This window comes from Pedobacter sp. AC190 (assembly GCF_979258025.1).
In genome coordinates, this window is sequence record NZ_OZ409824.1 from 984,687 (window position 1) to 1,000,954 (window position 16,268).

16 protein-coding genes are annotated in these 16,268 nt (G+C 38.6%); 4 read left to right on the forward strand and 12 right to left on the reverse strand.

Annotated features, from left to right (window positions below):
- Positions 1-43: 43 nt before the first annotated feature.
- Complete coding sequence (locus ACZZZI_RS04275; RefSeq protein WP_463488678.1) at positions 44-1,255, reverse strand: helix-turn-helix domain-containing protein; 1,212 nt, start codon at positions 1,253-1,255, stop codon at positions 44-46.
- A gap of 299 nt (positions 1,256-1,554) precedes the next feature.
- Here ACZZZI_RS04275 and ACZZZI_RS04280 point away from each other — a divergent pair, with 299 nt between their 5' ends.
- The gene (locus tag ACZZZI_RS04280; RefSeq protein WP_463488679.1) at positions 1,555-2,010 is read left to right on the forward strand and encodes a DoxX family protein; all 456 of its coding nucleotides are present in this window, start codon (positions 1,555-1,557) and stop codon (positions 2,008-2,010) included.
- Between the two features lie 225 nt (positions 2,011-2,235).
- On the opposite strand, the gene ACZZZI_RS04285 is transcribed toward ACZZZI_RS04280, so the two are convergent.
- From ACZZZI_RS04285 to ACZZZI_RS04310, 6 genes are all read right to left on the reverse strand, one after another.
- Positions 2,236-3,039, reverse strand: coding sequence for a glycerophosphodiester phosphodiesterase family protein (locus tag ACZZZI_RS04285; RefSeq protein ID WP_463488680.1), 804 nt, complete (start codon positions 3,037-3,039; stop codon positions 2,236-2,238).
- Positions 3,040-3,062: 23 nt separating this feature from the next.
- Positions 3,063-4,349: a purple acid phosphatase family protein gene (locus ACZZZI_RS04290; RefSeq protein WP_463488681.1), complete on the reverse strand. Its 1,287-nt coding sequence runs from the start codon at positions 4,347-4,349 to the stop codon at positions 3,063-3,065.
- An 8-nt stretch (positions 4,350-4,357) separates the two neighbouring features.
- Positions 4,358-7,417: a TonB-dependent receptor gene (locus tag ACZZZI_RS04295; RefSeq protein WP_463488682.1), complete on the reverse strand. Its 3,060-nt coding sequence runs from the start codon at positions 7,415-7,417 to the stop codon at positions 4,358-4,360.
- Positions 7,418-7,535: 118 nt separating this feature from the next.
- Positions 7,536-8,531: a FecR family protein gene (locus ACZZZI_RS04300; RefSeq protein ID WP_463488683.1), complete on the reverse strand. Its 996-nt coding sequence runs from the start codon at positions 8,529-8,531 to the stop codon at positions 7,536-7,538.
- A 76-nt stretch (positions 8,532-8,607) separates the two neighbouring features.
- A complete protein-coding gene (locus ACZZZI_RS04305) occupies positions 8,608-9,153 on the reverse strand; it encodes a sigma-70 family RNA polymerase sigma factor (protein ID WP_463488684.1) in 546 nt (181 codons plus the stop codon).
- A gap of 444 nt (positions 9,154-9,597) precedes the next feature.
- On the reverse strand, positions 9,598-10,953 hold the full coding sequence (locus ACZZZI_RS04310; protein ID WP_463488685.1) for an ATP-binding protein: 1,356 nt from the start codon (positions 10,951-10,953) through the stop codon (positions 9,598-9,600).
- Between the two features lie 401 nt (positions 10,954-11,354).
- Here ACZZZI_RS04310 and ACZZZI_RS04315 point away from each other — a divergent pair, with 401 nt between their 5' ends.
- The 3 genes from ACZZZI_RS04315 to ACZZZI_RS04325 all read left to right on the forward strand — a co-directional run bounded on the left by ACZZZI_RS04315 (position 11,355) and on the right by ACZZZI_RS04325 (position 12,140).
- Positions 11,355-11,624, forward strand: a complete 270-nt coding sequence (locus ACZZZI_RS04315; RefSeq protein ID WP_463488686.1) for a hypothetical protein — start codon at positions 11,355-11,357, stop codon at positions 11,622-11,624.
- Positions 11,625-11,666: 42 nt separating this feature from the next.
- Positions 11,667-11,906: a hypothetical protein gene (locus tag ACZZZI_RS04320; protein WP_463488687.1), complete on the forward strand. Its 240-nt coding sequence runs from the start codon at positions 11,667-11,669 to the stop codon at positions 11,904-11,906.
- Positions 11,907-11,978: 72 nt separating this feature from the next.
- The gene (locus ACZZZI_RS04325; RefSeq protein ID WP_463488688.1) at positions 11,979-12,140 is read left to right on the forward strand and encodes a hypothetical protein; all 162 of its coding nucleotides are present in this window, start codon (positions 11,979-11,981) and stop codon (positions 12,138-12,140) included.
- A gap of 103 nt (positions 12,141-12,243) precedes the next feature.
- On the opposite strand, the gene ACZZZI_RS04330 is transcribed toward ACZZZI_RS04325, so the two are convergent.
- From ACZZZI_RS04330 to ACZZZI_RS04350, 5 genes are all read right to left on the reverse strand, one after another.
- The gene (locus ACZZZI_RS04330; protein WP_463488689.1) at positions 12,244-12,465 is read right to left on the reverse strand and encodes a hypothetical protein; all 222 of its coding nucleotides are present in this window, start codon (positions 12,463-12,465) and stop codon (positions 12,244-12,246) included.
- 348 nt (positions 12,466-12,813) lie between these two features.
- On the reverse strand, positions 12,814-13,635 hold the full coding sequence (locus ACZZZI_RS04335) for a C2 domain-containing protein (protein WP_463488690.1): 822 nt from the start codon (positions 13,633-13,635) through the stop codon (positions 12,814-12,816).
- 35 nt (positions 13,636-13,670) lie between these two features.
- Entirely contained in the window at positions 13,671-14,447 is a 777-nt protein-coding gene (locus tag ACZZZI_RS04340; RefSeq protein WP_463488691.1) for a DUF4099 domain-containing protein, read from the reverse strand.
- Positions 14,448-14,450: 3 nt separating this feature from the next.
- Positions 14,451-15,644: an ArdC family protein gene (locus ACZZZI_RS04345; RefSeq protein WP_463488692.1), complete on the reverse strand. Its 1,194-nt coding sequence runs from the start codon at positions 15,642-15,644 to the stop codon at positions 14,451-14,453.
- The gene (locus ACZZZI_RS04350) at positions 15,631-16,176 is read right to left on the reverse strand and encodes a M23 family metallopeptidase (RefSeq protein ID WP_463488693.1); all 546 of its coding nucleotides are present in this window, start codon (positions 16,174-16,176) and stop codon (positions 15,631-15,633) included. The genes ACZZZI_RS04345 and ACZZZI_RS04350 overlap by 14 nt, the downstream gene beginning before the upstream one ends.
- Positions 16,177-16,268: the final 92 nt, after the last annotated feature.

Sequence of the window (16,268 nt, forward strand, 5' to 3'; positions counted from 1 at the left end):
CATTTACGCAAGATGTACTGATTTTGAAAATCAATACATCAAATCAGGCAACAGAAGCCTGTTTTAGCATGGCAAGATAATTTGATGGGGTGGTATCCATCACCTTTTTAAAGGCCAGAAAAAAAGTATTTCTGGATGAAAAACCCGCATCCTGGGCTATCGCTTCGAGCGTGAACTGTCTCCACTCCCCTGACTCCAATCTTCCTTTCACATATTCAATCCGGAGATTATTAATATAGGTATTAAAATTAAGTTGATAGTGATTATTAAACAAATCGGATAGCTTATGGTTAGGGACTTCAAGCGCTGAAGCGAGTTCGCTTATAGTAAAGCCAGTTTTTCTGAAGGCCCCTGTTCGATTGATATAATTTTCAACCCTTACGACCAATGCATTATCATACATGTTAACCCGGATGCTTTCAAATTCTTCCAAGGATTTTCGCTTACGTTTTGGTGTTTCGTTTGGCAACAGTGTAGTTGCCTGCACAAAACCGTAAAGAAATGCTGGATTTACAAAAAACAGACCACTCAGGAAAAGCAAACACAAACACAAGCTTAAAACCAATTTGCTTGAATGCAAAATAGAATAGGTATTATTTAGGTTGCCCAGTACGGTTAAATTTACAGCAATCATACCCAGAAAAATGATACCGCAGACAGCGGTAAACATATAAATCCACCTGATCACCTTTGGATCATGTTTTTTCTGTTTAGCGATGTTTACAGTTAGCTTTAATTGCATCACTGTATAGACGAAAGCGGAAAGTGGAAAGGCAAACCAGTGCCAGGCCCCCACAATATATTTGCTATCTGTGAAAGCAAAACGAACGTCACTTGCGACCTGATCCACCACCCACTGCTGTTGATCTTGGCTGGCAATCGTATAAGGGATGATAGAAAGTACTGCTGGAATAATTATAATCAGATGGAGCAGATCCTTTTTTTTGAACGCCACATGCGCCGGATTCAGTGATCCCCTTATATAGAGATAAAAGCATGGTCCGATCAAATAGTAAAGTGGCAACCCTTTGTTGAATAAAAACGGGTATTGCCTCAAATATCCAGAGTTGGTTAGCAGGTAAATTAACGCATACCACATAATTCCTGCGATGGCTGTGGTCAATAACAGATTTAAATAGCTCTTTTCACGACCAAACAGGGAGAGTTTAACAATAACTAAGCCCAATATAAAAATGGAGCCAACAACTGATAAAAATACGGGATGCAAGATGTAGTTTGATTGGTTTTCCTGCAAAATTACAAATATTCGTTTTTAAATCATGCTTAATTTTATAAAAAATATTGACAATTGTCAACAATCCAAAGAATGCTTTGCGCTCGAGACTCAAGCATTGAAATATCAAAACCAACAAATCAGAACAAGAGCAGCAGATTAATTGAATATCTGCCATAGCCATTTGGTTACACCTGCGTTATCAACAGTAGCTAAATCAATAATATATTTAAAGCAGTAAAAGCAAATAGGAGAATAAGAAGTCATTTGTCTTTTCATTTTTTTTAGCTATATTGCTTATAACCAATATAAAGACGGATATGAGCTTAATTAAAAAAATTCAGGACTGGGGCGATAGTCATCACCCTGCCTGGTTGGACTTTTTCAGAATTGCTTTAGGTATTGTACTGATTTGGAAAGGCGTAGCATTTTGGACGAATATGGAAGCTTTTAACAGCTTGATGCGGGGAGAACAGTTAGGAACCGCCGTTTCCATTAGCATACTAGCTCACCTGATTATCCTGCTTCACATAATTGGCGGGCTGGCGATAGCGATTGGCACCCACACGCGTACTTTCTGCTTACTGAATATCCCTATTCTTCTTGTTGCCACTTTCTTAGTAAATCTGTCAGGGGGAATTTTTCGTCCCTATGCTGAATTCTGGCTATCACTTGCAGTCCTTATTGGATTATTTTGTTTTTTAATTGAGGGCAATGGCATGTTTTCGGTAGAAAGAATTACCAATACACTTCAAAAGTCTACATCGAAATCCTAAAAAGGAAGATATCAGTTTATTACTTTATTACATCAAAACACCCATTAACTGCTATCTAGCGGTAGTAGTTGATGGGTGTTTTTGATGAAACTCAATAATGGGTTTTTAAGAAAAATGCCAGGGAATGAACTATTTATACGTTGAACCTAGCAAACAGCACATTTTATAAACAAGTCAGAATCTACAAACAGATAAATTATACAAGCTAAATATCACCAGCAATTTCTATAAAGTATTCCGCAGCTTGTTTCTTTTTAAATACTCAATTAGCGCTTCGGGATGATCTGTCTGCAGACCCTGAATACCTTTTTTTAATGCAGTATTCCAATCTTTATCAGATTCGGAAGAATGTTGAACATCCAGAAAAACACTTACTCCAAGTTCCCTTAATATAGATAACAGGTCTAATGCAGGGATTTTGTCAATTGCTTCTAAAGGCATCCTCTCCATCGATGCTAAGCATTGTACTTTTGTATTTATAGTTTTATCCAGAGCTGAGATGAGCGGTAATTCTGGGGCAATTTTACGCCATTCCTGATAATGATCACCACCATTCACGTATACCAGAACCTGCTTCTCCATCCCAGCGGCTTTTATTGCCGTATAGGTATCTTTCACAGACGCAGATTTGAAATCCAGATAAATATTAATCTTTCCCTTGCAGACTCCTAGAGCCTCCTTAAAAGTTGCAATATGGTGCTCGCTACTATCTCTGCCTTTAAGTATTAATTTCTGAACCGCTTTAAAATCAAGGTCCTCTATTCTTCCCTGTCCATTGGTCACTTGATCAACCGTTTGATTATGCAAAAGCACCAGATGTCCATCACGAGTGGTGCGCAGATCGATTTCTACATAGTCAGCCCCAATAGCAATAGCGTCCTTGATGGACGCTATTGTATTTTCAGGTTTTACTAAATGACTTCCCCGATGGGCAATCACAACCAATTGGTGTTTGGATTTTGGTAGTGGCCTTTTTGTGAATTGAGTAAATGCAGTTGAAGAAAAAGAGCATAAAATTATTATACGCATTAATGTTTTAACATTTGAGGTCTTCATTTCCCTGCAGCAACATTCAAATCTTTAAATTCTGCAGCATGCGCTTTAGATTTCTTTTTTAATCTGAATTGATCAAAAACTTCTCCAGACGCCTTATAAGCGGTATAATTTAACTCATCACCATTTACAGAAATGATTTGAAAGAGCTGTGTATCTTCTGCAAATACATCCATCCATTTTGGATTTACATCCACTTTATACATTTTCGGACCTGCAACGGAGACGACATACATCGGTCCGCCGACTTTTCCTGATATACCCAAGGGAAGATTTTGTCCACGGCTGTAAGTATGATCATGTCCCTGCATTAAAATATCGACATGATACTTATCGAAAAGTGGTTTAAAAACTTCTCTGAATTCTTTATTGTCCCTGCCCTTAGCAGTCGAGTAAATTGGGTGGTGGTAGGTAATCATGGTCCATTTTTGAGGGTTGTTTTTCAACACCTCTTCTAGCCACTTAGCTTGTATTTTCAAGGAATTTGAATCCAGGACAATCATTTGCGAGTTAAGGGAAATGATCCGCACATTAGCATAGTCGGTATAGTAAACAGATTCCTTCAAACCATCTGGGCCGTTTTCTGGTAAAGTATATTGCGCTTTCCAATGTGGATCTAAAGTTAAGGCTTTTTGCTCATCTCGAAAATATTCGTGGTTACCTGAAGATGGAATGCTTGGAATCATCCCATTGATAAAACCACCTCCAAAATGCCATTCGCCCCACTCGGCGTCATTATTCGAGCGGTTAATTAAATCGCCTGCATGTACAATGAACCGAGCATCGCCATGAGTAGCGAAAGCTCTGCGGATTACCCTTGACCATTTCGATTTAATGTCATTTTGCGCATCACCTAAATAAATAAAAGAAAAGGGCTTCTCTTCGAACGGCGCTGTTCTAAACTGGAACCACTCGCTCCAGTTCTTGCCATCACCGACGCGGTAAGTATAAACCCGGTCAGCAAGCAACCCCGTAAAAGTTATACTATGATAGTTTGCTGTTTCGTATTCTTTTCCTTTTAAACTGGTGGTGGATGCCTGATATTCTTTAGCTTCAGGTTTTTCCAAATTCGGTGAGTTATTTTCGGCTAATATTTGGCCAAAGCTAACTTTAATGGTCGAGTCTGTGCGCCATGTTACCGATTGGGTTGTTTTTGGATCTGCAGACCAGGTTAAAATTATCCGATCTGGGAAAATCCCAGGTTTAAATTCCTGAGCCGAGATTTTAGTTAGGCCCAGCAATATAAACCAGGCATACACTAAGGTTGATTTAATAAATATTTTCATATTATTTTCTAATGAAATGGAGTGTATTTGAAACCGATGTTGGCCCATGATGAATAGTATTTGTGGTCGTTTGGACGGCCATCGCCATAATCGAGAATGATTTGAGCGTTATTGATATTACTTATACCCATAAAAACAGAAAAGCTTTTGCTGATTTTTTGAGATGCAGAAAAGTCAAGCTGTGCCCTGCCTTTCTCCATTAAATCATCAGCCTGTTTTTCCGCAAGTTCAGAAATAAAGGTTTCATAAAAGTTCAATGATATTCGGCCTGAAAAACCATATTTCTCATACGACAACGAAGCGTTACCTACTTTCGGACGCATCGAAGGCAGCCTTACTGTACGATCGCCCACAGTACCTGGCACCTTAAATTTCGACTGAATTTGAGTGAAGTTACCATAGATACCAAGACCATTCAGGAAACCAGGAAGGAAAGTAAGCTGCTGTTGCCAGGCAATTTCATAACCATACACGTGTGCATTTGCACCATTAACTGTCTGAGTAACCTGGTAACCATCAAACTGACCGCCAACCTGGCTATATATACTTTGGAAGATATAGTTATTAATGTTTTTATAAAAAACACCTCCTGAGATTAAACCCAAAGATTTTAAGTAATGTTCGAACAATAAATCAACATTGGTTGAGGTTGCCTGATCTAGTTCTGGATTACCAATTTTCATTCTTTTACGTCTTGGCTCAATTTCTTGCCAAGGCACAAGATCGTAATAGCTTGGACGTGAAAGTGATTTGGTTATTGCTGCCCTGAAATTGGTACGCGTGTTTAGCGCATATTTTAGATTTAAACTTGGGAAAAAACCTGCAAATGATGAAGCGGTATTTACTTTATTGGTGCTAACATAATTTCCAGTGTTATCGAAGTTTACTACATTTCCATTATAGTTAAATCCAGTACGTTCGTACCTTAAACCTGTGATAATATCAAGTTTATTTAAGGTTAGTTTTCCCATTCCATAGCCTGCAGCAAGGTTTTCGCTACCGCTATACGAATCTGGATCTGTATTTTGGCGGATGTAAGTTATATTATCAACAAAAAGTGATTTGTTACTCTGATAGAACTGTTCTACCAAATATCCATCGGCGATGGCGCCTGAAAGGTCGTAGTTTCCGTCAAAATAATTCTTACGTTCATAATTGCCAAGAAAATTAGATAGCGACAAACTTCCTGTTTTCAGACTATATTGAAAATAGTCTCTGGTATGATCATCTTCCTTATATTTATAGCGCCCGCCAAATTTGATGCTTAATTTGTTTTTTTCACTAAAGTTAAAAGCACGTTCGATATTAGCAGAAGCCTGTCCATCCTGATCGTGTGCAATCTGATGACGGTTTGTATAACTGCTCGTTTTATAGTTTGCTGCATTGTTTGCATCAATATTTCCAAAATTGAATTGCGGTGCCCGCGGATTTGAAACATCTAAACTAGCTGAAAGGCCGGTATTTGTAAAATACCCATCGAAATAAAGCGGCTGATCATATAAGCCTTTTGAATAGGTAAAATCAACGTTTGCTTTCCAGTTATTAAAGTCGGTTTTATATCCCAGCGAGAAAGTGGTTAAATTTCTGTTATAATTTCTTGGCGTTCCGCTTGAACCTATGGTAACGCCAGTAACATGATCAATATCAGTATAATTTCCGATGCTATAGCTTTTAGTTCCTCTGGTTTGAAGTTCATAGAACTTATTGTATGAACCTCTTAAATAGATCTGACTCTTTTCTGTTGGAAAATAATTCAGTTCACCTTGCAAGCCTAAATTCTCTCTTTTCAAATCACTTCCTTCCAGGTCTAAATTCGATAGCAGTACCCGGTCTACTCCATTGATTTTAAAAGTGCCATAGTCTTTTTGTACCCTGTCCTCTCCTCTGAAACTTTTACTATAATTCACGCCAAACAAATAAGCCCATTTGTTATGTCTTTTTCCATAGGTGAGCGAGCCATCGAGATTTTGCTTATCCAACAAAAAATTATGCCCAAAAGAACCTTTCACCTGCAGCTGCCCTTGTCCTTGTTTAGGCGTTTTGGAAACAATATTTACTGAACCCGAAGTTCCGTCTGCATCCATATCAGGGGTAAGGGTTTTATTCACCTCAATAGCCTCAACAGTTGAAGATAAAATACCGTTAAGGTCAATTTCTCTGGAGCTAGTAGAGGTAGAAGGTAACCTATTTCCATTTAAGGTAACTGAACCCAGAGACTGATCCAATCCTCTGATGATGATATTTCTTGGCAGACCATAGCTATAATCCATTGCTATGCCAGGTACACGCTGTAAGGCCTCACCTACTGTAGCATCTGGAAAACGCTCGATCTGCTCCTCTGAGAGTACATATTTAATATTGTCCGCATTACGCATATTACTTAATGCAACAGCCTCACCGCGTCTGATTCCGTTAATGCTGATACCTTTCATATCGGTGCTGGAAGCAGAAATTTTGAATTCGACAGTTGTTGTCTTACTATCCTCGATACTAACGGAGAATTCACTCGCTGAGTAGCCAATATAACTTACACTAATTGTGGCTTTACCTACAGGAATGTTATCTATGATAAAATAGCCATTCGCATCAGTAATAAATCTTCTGTTGGAGGTTTTTAAAACGACAGAAGCATAGGGCAGTGTTTTGCCATTGTCTTTATCTTTAACGTAGCCTACCACCGCGCCTGGTTTAACAGCTTTCACTGGAACTGGTTTGTTTTTGAGGATTACCATTCCACTCTCTTCAATCAAAATGAGCTGACTTTGCAGCAAAATTGGGGTAAGAATTGATCGGACAGTTTGATGGTGATTATTTGCCGATACTCTCTGATTTGTCTTTTCGGAATTGCTGTAAACAAAGTTTACACCTGCTTTCTTTTCGATTTCTTTTAAGACATCTTTTAAGGGCAGGTTTTTAACACTCAGGGAAATTTTCGTTTCCAGGCCCGTTTGGCCGCTGGCTTCGGTAGCTTGTAAAAGATTGATAAAAAGGATGGAACTCAGGATGTAAATCAGGCTTATTCGCATAATTATTTTCATAGAGCGAGTAGCCCCATTAAAATTTTTCATAAATTTGGGTGTGTTTAAATGTTCGTATTTATTCATATTTCATATTGAATCGGCGGTTCGTAGCCACTGATCAAGCTGTTAAGACCGTTTCCGTTTGCCCGGAGACGGTTTTTTAGTTTTAGTTACATGGTTTCCCTCCTTTTACATAAATAGTTTGATCAATTTGGTTTATCGTGATGTTTAGAGCAGTTTTAATGGTTTTTAAAATTGAGGGTAAATCTTTTCTCCCGAAGCTTGCGGTTAACTTGCAGGATGGGTGTGTGTATTGAGTGGTGTTAAATTTCACCCCAAATCGCCTTGATAAAGTTGCCAGCACATCGAGTATTGGTGTTTGCTCAAAAATTAATTTGCCCTGCGTCCAGTTATCCGCTTCGCTTGTTAAAGGCAGCACCTGGGAAAAGCTTTTGTCTTGGGTATTGAAATGCAGGCTGTTATTTCTAGTCAAAAATATCGGTACTGATTTATTAGCAATTTCGTTTTTCAACACGCCAACCTTGCCAGACTTTACCCCGATTTTAATATCCTTTTCATTGGCATAAGCCCTTACATTAAAACTGGTTCCAAAAACTACCGTTTTAATTTGCCCACTTTCTACCACAAAAGGCTTTTGAGCGTTGTGTTTTACTTCAAAAAAAGCTTCGCCAGAAAGGCGGATTAATCTATCCTTTTGTTGAGTGAAGTTCTTCGCGTATTTAATGGTACTACCTGCATTCAAAACTACTAATGAACTATCAGGAAGTGTAAGGGATATTATTTTTCCTGTTTCAGCTGTTAAACTTGCCCACTGCTGCAAATCGCCTGCTTGATTCTTATCTAGCGCCTTGAGACCAAAAATAAATAATACCGCTGCGCAAGCTGCTGCAACTCCGTATTTAAAGTATGTAGATAATTTTGGTGAGGCTTTCACCTCCCTACTTTCCAGATTTAAATCAGGTACTTTATTTGTTTGTTCTGGTGAAAGCTTTCCAGTTAGTTGCCAAAGATATGCCACCTCATTGTACTTTTGCTCGTGCGTTTGATTTTCGGCAAGCCATAAATCCAATACCTCCTTATCGCTTTTAGTTTCTTCTCCGCTAAGCCGCTTTATAATATTGTTCCAGATCTCCTCTTTCATTTTAAATATAGTCCTCATAATAAAAGACAGATCTAAACGAGGAAAATACGGGCTGGCAAGATTAAGTTTTGGTTAACTATTTGTTAAAAAAAAGCTGGCAATTTTCATGTATGTATTTCATGCTCTTTACCAGATGATCTTCAACAGTTCGGATGGAGATTCCAAGCAGATCAGCAATTTCAAGGTAACTAAATCCCTCAATTCGATGCATCTTAAAAACAAGCTGCCTTTTCTCTGGCAGTTTCGAAATTAGCTTTTGAAGATGAAGTAATTGAGCTGATTCCTCTAATTGAGATGCTTGCGTTTGATATCCATCAGAGATTAAAACAAGGTCATGCACTTCCAGGTACCTAACCTGTTTTTTTTTGTTGCTTGATAAATGATTAAGCGAAGCATTTTTTACAGACTTAAACAGGTAGCCTTTTGCATTCTCAACTTCGTGCTCACCTTTCCACAGTTTTATAAAAATATCATTGACAACACTGGACGCTGCCTCTAAGTCGTTGAGATAATAATTGGCGTATTTAATTAAAATCGAAGCCCATCGTTTGTATAAATATTCAAGCTGGCCATTGCGATGCTCCTGACTTTGTTTTTGCTCGAATTTTATTAAAGTCTCCACCTGATTAAATCAAAGCCCAAAGAATGAAAGAACATATTAACAACACATTAAGTGAATGTTATGCTATTGAATTTGATTGAGACGCTTGAAGCTTAAAAGAATTCACAGCGTTGAGGCTCACCATTAAGCTTGTGATTTCTTCGTGTTTCCAGGATCTGTTCTGGCCTGATGAAATCTAACCAACACCTGACAGCAGGGAAGGTTTTTTTTGCAATACCTAATTCTTCTAGCAGCTCTTATGGTTAGTAGCTTACATATAGTCTAGTCATTACATCGAAATTCATAGAGTTGTTTATTTTAAACCAACTCAAGTAGCGCTACAAGTCCAAACATTAATACCACCGTCTGCCACCACAGAAGATAGATACATAATTCCCAACGATGCATCTAAACAAAACTAGAAGCCATTTAAATTTTTCAATCCACGACTGCGATGTTTATAACTTAAAAATCTTGTTGAACTAGCCACTCGACATATTGAGGTAAACAAGTTCCCAGGTAGTATGGCAAGTTTAGTAGCAGGTATGGCTTTTGACTAGGAGTAATTGCTTTTTCTAATTTAAATGCACCTCCATAAATTCTAATAGCATAATGATGCGTTGATGTTTCAATAAATTGATGCAGAGACTTAAGACTTCCAGTTGCACCCGATTTAATCTCGATAGGAATAACCAAATTTCTATATACATAAAGCAGGTCAACTTCAGCACTGGACTGAGATTTTTCCCTAACCCAGAAGTAAGGCTTATGAGAAGAAATTTGCTCAAGTGATATCAGTTCCTGAGTAATCAAATGAGGTATTACTGCTCCTTTAAAGCTACTGCTCAAGTCGCTCATACCTAGCATTTCCATTTGTATTCCAAGAGCATAGTTAACTAATCCAGTATCCAGAAACTGTAAACGGGGTGACTTCTTAAGGTCCGGTTTTAGTGGAATATCTTGGTTTGTAGTTGGATAAATCAAACGTACAATCTTAGCATCGTCTAAAGTCCTGAAAGCTTCCCCAACTTCTCTAGACTTATAATTGGAATTACCAAAGCGCTGAAACTTCACCCGCTCATCTAAATAGAGTGGTGCAGCATCCATTAAGTGCTTTATAACTTTTCTTTCGGTCTCATTAGATGTATACTTCTCTACATCGTTCTTGTATGTGCCCCATATACTTTCATAAACCTTTGGCAGGTCCGAAAGGTTATTTTGTTCAGCATCCGTTTTTACAACTTCAGGCATTCCCCCAACAATTGCGTATCTATTAAACTCATCCATTAGCAATTGATGAGCTATATCATTTACTGGCACAATCTTTAGCTGGTTTAAAAGTAGCTCCTTTCCTATTGCATTAAGATATTCCTGAAAATTCAAGGGATGTAGATACACGAATTCTACTCTACCTACGGGAAAGCTTTGCACCTGCCTCATAGCAAACTCCAAAAGCGACCCAGCACTAATAACATGAAGATCAGGAATTTCTTCATAGAAATAGCGCAGTAATTGGATTGCTCTTGGGCTCTCCTGTATCTCGTCAATAAACAGAAGTGTATTATTTATTTCTGCAGAAGGAATATTGTGTCCCAATAACAAAGCCTCGAGAATGCTTTGCACATCCTCATACCTGTCAAAATATCGAAGATCACCCGGTTTTTCTAAGTTCAGAAAAATTTTATAATTATAAGTATTGGCAAAATTCTTAATAAAAGTAGTCTTACCTACCTGTCTAGCACCTCTCACAATTAGTGGCTTACGCGAAGTTCTTATCTTCCAATCATTAAGGTATTTCTCTAAACTTCTTTTAAATGGCATAACAAAAAGGCTATTTGTAATAAAACAAACCCAAATTTATTAAAATTTTGTAACAAAACAAACCCAAATAATCAGATTTCTTGTAACAAAACAAACCCAAATTTGGAGAAATCACACGATACACCTCAGTAATTCTAGTTAAACTCAAAAACATAGTTATTAAAAAAACTTCGATATTGGATGATGTTTGGTAGGGCAAGTTGTTATTGATTATTGTCTGACACCAATGCAAAATCTAACTTTGTTGATTTGCATCATTTTTTTGGCAACATATTCTGGTCTGTGAGGTTGATTGGCTGTCACATCCTCCACCAATAATTAATCTCTTTCAAAATCCCTAACATTTTAATAGGAACCGAACTTTTCCCCTGCTCAGATGTTAAGTCAATTTAGCATTAATTGTGATTACAAAAGAATTCATCTATATTCCTTTTACAAGGCCTGGCGGTAACTACTTAAAGGAAATGGAAGCAGTTTCCTTAAGTCTGTTCCATGTTCACACAAAACTGAATGCAGGTAAGAGAACATTGGTAATAGACTGTGAAAATCAGGATCTGGTTTCCATCATTATTAATCCCGTTTACGCGATACTCACTAAGATATCTGAAAGTGATTTGGCAAAGGAAATCTATGATACGTTAACCCTTAAAAAAAAGCTCTTTGCAAGCTAAATAACTCGACACACCAATAACCTTATTAATTCAAAATTAGCTATGATTATCAAAAAAGAACATCTTTCGGAAAACCTAAAAGACTACATGGACTATTCGATGGAAATGATGAAAAGTCTGGATGGGGCACCCGAGCACACATTAGAAGAGACGACTTCGGTAAATGACCGGTTTACTAAGTTACAGCAGCATCTTGAAAACCTAAAAATATCTTACAATGAAACCGTTCCAACTGGAAACTCATCTGCTGATCAAACCAAGATAACCGATATCATCCTTTAAGGTGTCAGAAACTTTGAGATTGGCTCAATTGCAAACAATAAATAATTTTTAGCAATTCTTGAACAAACCAAAATGAACAACGATAAAGACAAACCAGCAGAAAAAAATAGCAATCAGGATAAACCTACCTATACACAAGGAGAAATTCCCTTTGCAGATGGCGAAGAAACTAAGCTTGATCAGGAGATTGATAAAACTAGCTCTAAAGAAAATGAATCTGAAAGCGAAGACTAACGTTTTTTTATCTTTAAGATTAATAACATTTAAACCGATAAAGTCGGCGCAAAAGCAATAAAATATCACAGGAAAGATGATGAATCTTTCCTGTGATATTTTTTTAAGCATCCAATACTTCAAAACTTCCATACATAGCCATCTCTGCGCTATGGGCTACGGTTAGCCTCAAACTTAATCTTTGAATGACCTCATTAGCATAGGTAATACCTCTGTGTATATCTTTTATACCCCTAACCTCGATCCCTCGGGATAACATTTTAAATTTGGCAGGTTCATAAGATTCAATAAATTTTTGAATATCGCTCGTATTTTTATTAGACATAATGATTTCTTTTTCTACACAACCCGATTAAGGTGATTTTGTTTAATATATGCTACCAAAATTTTCACTATCAATGCAGCGGTAGGTCATCGAAGGAAATAGCTAAAGTCACTAACTTCCAATATTTCTGCTACTTGAGATTGCATTACCTTCAAATAAATGTTTTAATTTGGATCAGCAAGATCAAATTTTGGCATCAATAACAAAAACATTTTTATCCACTTGTATTATTCGTGATATTATGCTCCCAGACGATTCTGACGAAGTATTTCTCGTCAAGAAAGATAGAATGACTTATCGCACATTTACCCAGTTGTTAGTAGAATAAAAGGAAGGCGCAAGCCATTATTACCTTTTCATTTTTGCAAAGTTATCTTGACTTTGCTCTGGCTGGTTTACCGAAGAAGGAAATTTGGGGGAGATATTTTGGAGACCGTCTCCATTAGCAAATATCCGTTCATTTCGGATCGGCTGCATGCTTTGATCGTACACATTCAGGGATTTATACTCTGGATCTGCCGAAAGGTAAACTGGCGCTGTCTTGCCTTCAACTTCCATTTTGAGAGAAATCAAATTGCCAAACTTTAGTGCTTTTATTGCAGCCTCCCGCTTTTCTGAATCTTGCATGTCTGCAATCGGATAGCGGTCAAAGATTTTCTCTAAATCAAAGCCATATTCAGGAAAAAATAATTTCATCGGATGTTCGCCATCCCGATCCGTGACTTTAAGATCAAGCTTATGCCATACTGCAACTTTTTTGTTCTTATTTTCTTGTAGATCATCCAGATCCAGAACAAAAATATCCTTCTGGAAGCTTTGGCCACATAGAAGTTTATAAGCCTGGAGTGCAGATATTCTATTCTGCTTATCCAGCTCAAATGTTTTTTGAATGGGATCATTACTATTGTAGCGGGTGAGCTTCGCTTCCATAGAAGTTAAAAAATACACATCGCTGGTCTTTGACTTGTTGAGATAAATCTCAAAATGCATCTTATCAACCCCTTGACTGGGATTTGACTTAAACTCCGAGGGTATATACCTTTGATTAAAGCCAATGGAGAAGGAGATACTCTGTTTATTCATCCCCTCTATTAACACCTGATTCAAATGTGTTCCAAATCCCAAATAATCCAATGATTTTTTCAAATATTCAAAATTTTTATCATCCATAATCTTCATTTTATATTTATAAATTGCTTAATATCTTACCTGCCGATTCCCCTGATTTGCGGTTGGAGCTGCATTTCAGGCGTCGAGAATTCGCGCTGCTTAGTCGTCTTTCCTTCCATTTCAGAAAGCGCTGCATTAAAAGCTGGTGTTTTGTGATCTTTCTGTTCAATTCCTACCCCTAGTGAATTAATGCCACGCAGTAACAGGTAGCTGATGCCGCCATCAAGTAGCACCGAAAGTATTAGTGCCTTCCGGTCAGAGCGCATACCTTTTGGCTCCGTTGCACGGTGCTGAACCCTGGTTCCATCAGAAAGCTCTAATAGTTCACCGCGCTGAAAGGCTGATTTTTCTTCTTCGCTAAGCAGCATACCATTTACCCTTTCTGGTGGCTGCACCTTAGAAACATAATAACCCATAAAATCTCGCGTGGTCTCATCATATTCTATATTATACATCACAGCCATACCTTCTTCCCTTTCTACCGCTTTCCCGATGAAAAATTTAGAGCCGGAAATTAGCTCCTGCATTTCGTTTTCGCTTAGCAGCGGGTGCGCTCGGGGATTTTTATAAATCGGATGAATCAGCAGTTCTACTGCTCCAGAAGGGTCCCGATGAAGGGAAAGTCTTGCATCCAGCCTTTCGATAGTAAAATCTGTGCCTTTGAGTTCATGCAGGGGAACAAGAACCGTTCTTCTGCCCGAAAGCAAAGTATTGATTTCATCGGGGTCTAATAGAAGCTGCCTGTCTCGATAAATTCCAAGCGCTTCAAATTGAGATAATGGAAGTTCACTCAGGTTAAATTGCGTTTTCATAATTCATCTTTTTAAAGGTTGATAAATGTTTTTTTCTGTTTTATACTCGACTTTTTCAGAAAGAGCTGGGGCCTGATGGAGCTTTTGTGCCAGCAAAGCGGCATAAAGCGGGTCAGTACTGGAGAGAGAAAACTGAATTCCTGAGGGCATTTGAGACATTCGAAGTCGTCCTTGTTTTAAATGTCCCTCAACCCTGTAAATGCTATCCTCATATAATATCTCATCCCCAGTTGATAAAAATTTGAGTTGTTTTCCACTAGAGAGAATTGGCTGGGATTCCTCCGAAAGATTGATTGATCTTTTTCTTTCGATTTCCATCAGAAAATCAAATATTTTCTCAGCATCTGCGGCAGCTGCATGAATTTCCAGCGGCGTGTCTTTTAGTATCGATACCCAGCTATCTACGTAAGATGCATGCTGGCCTGGGTCATGTCCGATGCCTACTTCTGCACCAATAATCATCGATGCAATTTCAGCCCGCAATTCTTCTTTACTATAAGCTACCATGCCTTGAGTGAATAGCGAAGCCCGATCCAGACGCGACGGATGTCCAGTCCAATGCGCGAGCTCGTGGAGCGCTGTGGCATAATAATTATCAGCAGCAGAAAACTGGTAACGTTCGGGCAGGGTTATGGTGTCATACCTCACATCATAATAGGCTGCATCGATATAGCAATGATTAATTTCTGCGCCAGATGCAGTTAGTAAATTTTCTGCCCTGACGAGCGGATCCCAAGCCATTTCTAGGGGCTCAGCCTTTTTTAGCGGGGGAAGACCGCTGACCTGCTCAGCATTAAAAACCCAGGCTGAAGAAACAATTGGTCTAGTCAGCATCAGCCGCTCGCTCACTGGATTTCCAGTCTCATCAAAAACAAGACGACCCTTATCATCCCGCATACTCTTTTTCTGGTGTGTTTTCACGAACTGAATCAGGGTGCCTTTCTCTCCCTTGTTGATGGTGGCGTTAATCGACTCGGCCTGCTTGAAGGTCAGCCACCTTGGATCCTGATGACCCTTTAATAAGAGATTCATCACATTTATGCCTCTATAACGGTTTGAAGAGATCACATTAAAGGGAAGCTGAGGAATAACACCGCCACTCCACGGCTTAAGCCATGGAGCAGTACCTTTTTCCAACTGCTCAATCAGCATGCTTGCAACCTGCTGATAGAGTGGAACATTTTTAGAATTCATCATTCCCCCCTTCCTCTTCAATTGGTAGCTTATCAGCCTGATCTACGCCGTACGCGATGGCCTGAGTTGCTGAAAGCGAGATGCTTCCTTTTTCGGCCAGCAAGGATAAGATTGAGGCAAGGGAGAGGTTGTCATTTTCAGTTATTGAATATGTTTCCATGTAGTTATTTAGTGTTAAGGCCAGCAGAGCTTTTATCACCGCCAGCGGGTTAAAGAATTTTCCAGAAATTTTTATTGAAAGATGAAGGTGAGGTCCAGTTGAGCGGCCAGAATTCCCAGAAATCGCAATGACTTGCCCACTATTGAGATACGCTCCTTTGCTCACCAGTACCGTTGATAGGTGCCCATAGATGCTTTGCACACTTCCATGATCTATTTTCACATATTTTCCAAGGATCTCATTCTCACCTGTCGCATTGACCACTCCTGAAAGGATTGCATACACTGGCTCATAGCGGGCAATAAGATCGATTCCTGAATGAAACTGTTTTAATCCAGTGATGGGATGAATACGTAGACCAAAGTGACTGGTCACTTGGAATTTGCTTAGCGGCAAGCTAAACTGCGCCTTGAGCTTTAAGGCATTGAATGAGCAAAGGAAAAATATAGAAATATAGATGCTACGTG

What these genes read in the sequence shown, in the direction of transcription:
- ACZZZI_RS04280 (WP_463488679.1), top strand. Translation starts at nt 1,555, where the DNA reads ATGAGCTTAATTAAAAAAATTCAGGACTGGGGCGATAGTCATCACCCT.
- ACZZZI_RS04285 (WP_463488680.1), bottom strand. Translation starts at nt 3,039, where the DNA reads ATGCGTATAATAATTTTATGCTCTTTTTCTTCAACTGCATTTACTCAA.
- ACZZZI_RS04290 (WP_463488681.1), bottom strand. Translation starts at nt 4,349, where the DNA reads ATGAAAATATTTATTAAATCAACCTTAGTGTATGCCTGGTTTATATTG.
- ACZZZI_RS04295 (WP_463488682.1), bottom strand. Translation starts at nt 7,417, where the DNA reads ATGAAAAATTTTAATGGGGCTACTCGCTCTATGAAAATAATTATGCGA.
- ACZZZI_RS04300 (WP_463488683.1), bottom strand. Translation starts at nt 8,531, where the DNA reads ATGAAAGAGGAGATCTGGAACAATATTATAAAGCGGCTTAGCGGAGAA.
- ACZZZI_RS04310 (WP_463488685.1), bottom strand. Translation starts at nt 10,953, where the DNA reads ATGCCATTTAAAAGAAGTTTAGAGAAATACCTTAATGATTGGAAGATA.
- ACZZZI_RS04320 (WP_463488687.1), top strand. Translation starts at nt 11,667, where the DNA reads ATGATTATCAAAAAAGAACATCTTTCGGAAAACCTAAAAGACTACATG.
- ACZZZI_RS04325 (WP_463488688.1), top strand. Translation starts at nt 11,979, where the DNA reads ATGAACAACGATAAAGACAAACCAGCAGAAAAAAATAGCAATCAGGAT.
- ACZZZI_RS04330 (WP_463488689.1), bottom strand. Translation starts at nt 12,465, where the DNA reads ATGTCTAATAAAAATACGAGCGATATTCAAAAATTTATTGAATCTTAT.
- ACZZZI_RS04335 (WP_463488690.1), bottom strand. Translation starts at nt 13,635, where the DNA reads ATGGATGATAAAAATTTTGAATATTTGAAAAAATCATTGGATTATTTG.
- ACZZZI_RS04340 (WP_463488691.1), bottom strand. Translation starts at nt 14,447, where the DNA reads ATGAAAACGCAATTTAACCTGAGTGAACTTCCATTATCTCAATTTGAA.
- ACZZZI_RS04345 (WP_463488692.1), bottom strand. Translation starts at nt 15,644, where the DNA reads ATGATGAATTCTAAAAATGTTCCACTCTATCAGCAGGTTGCAAGCATG.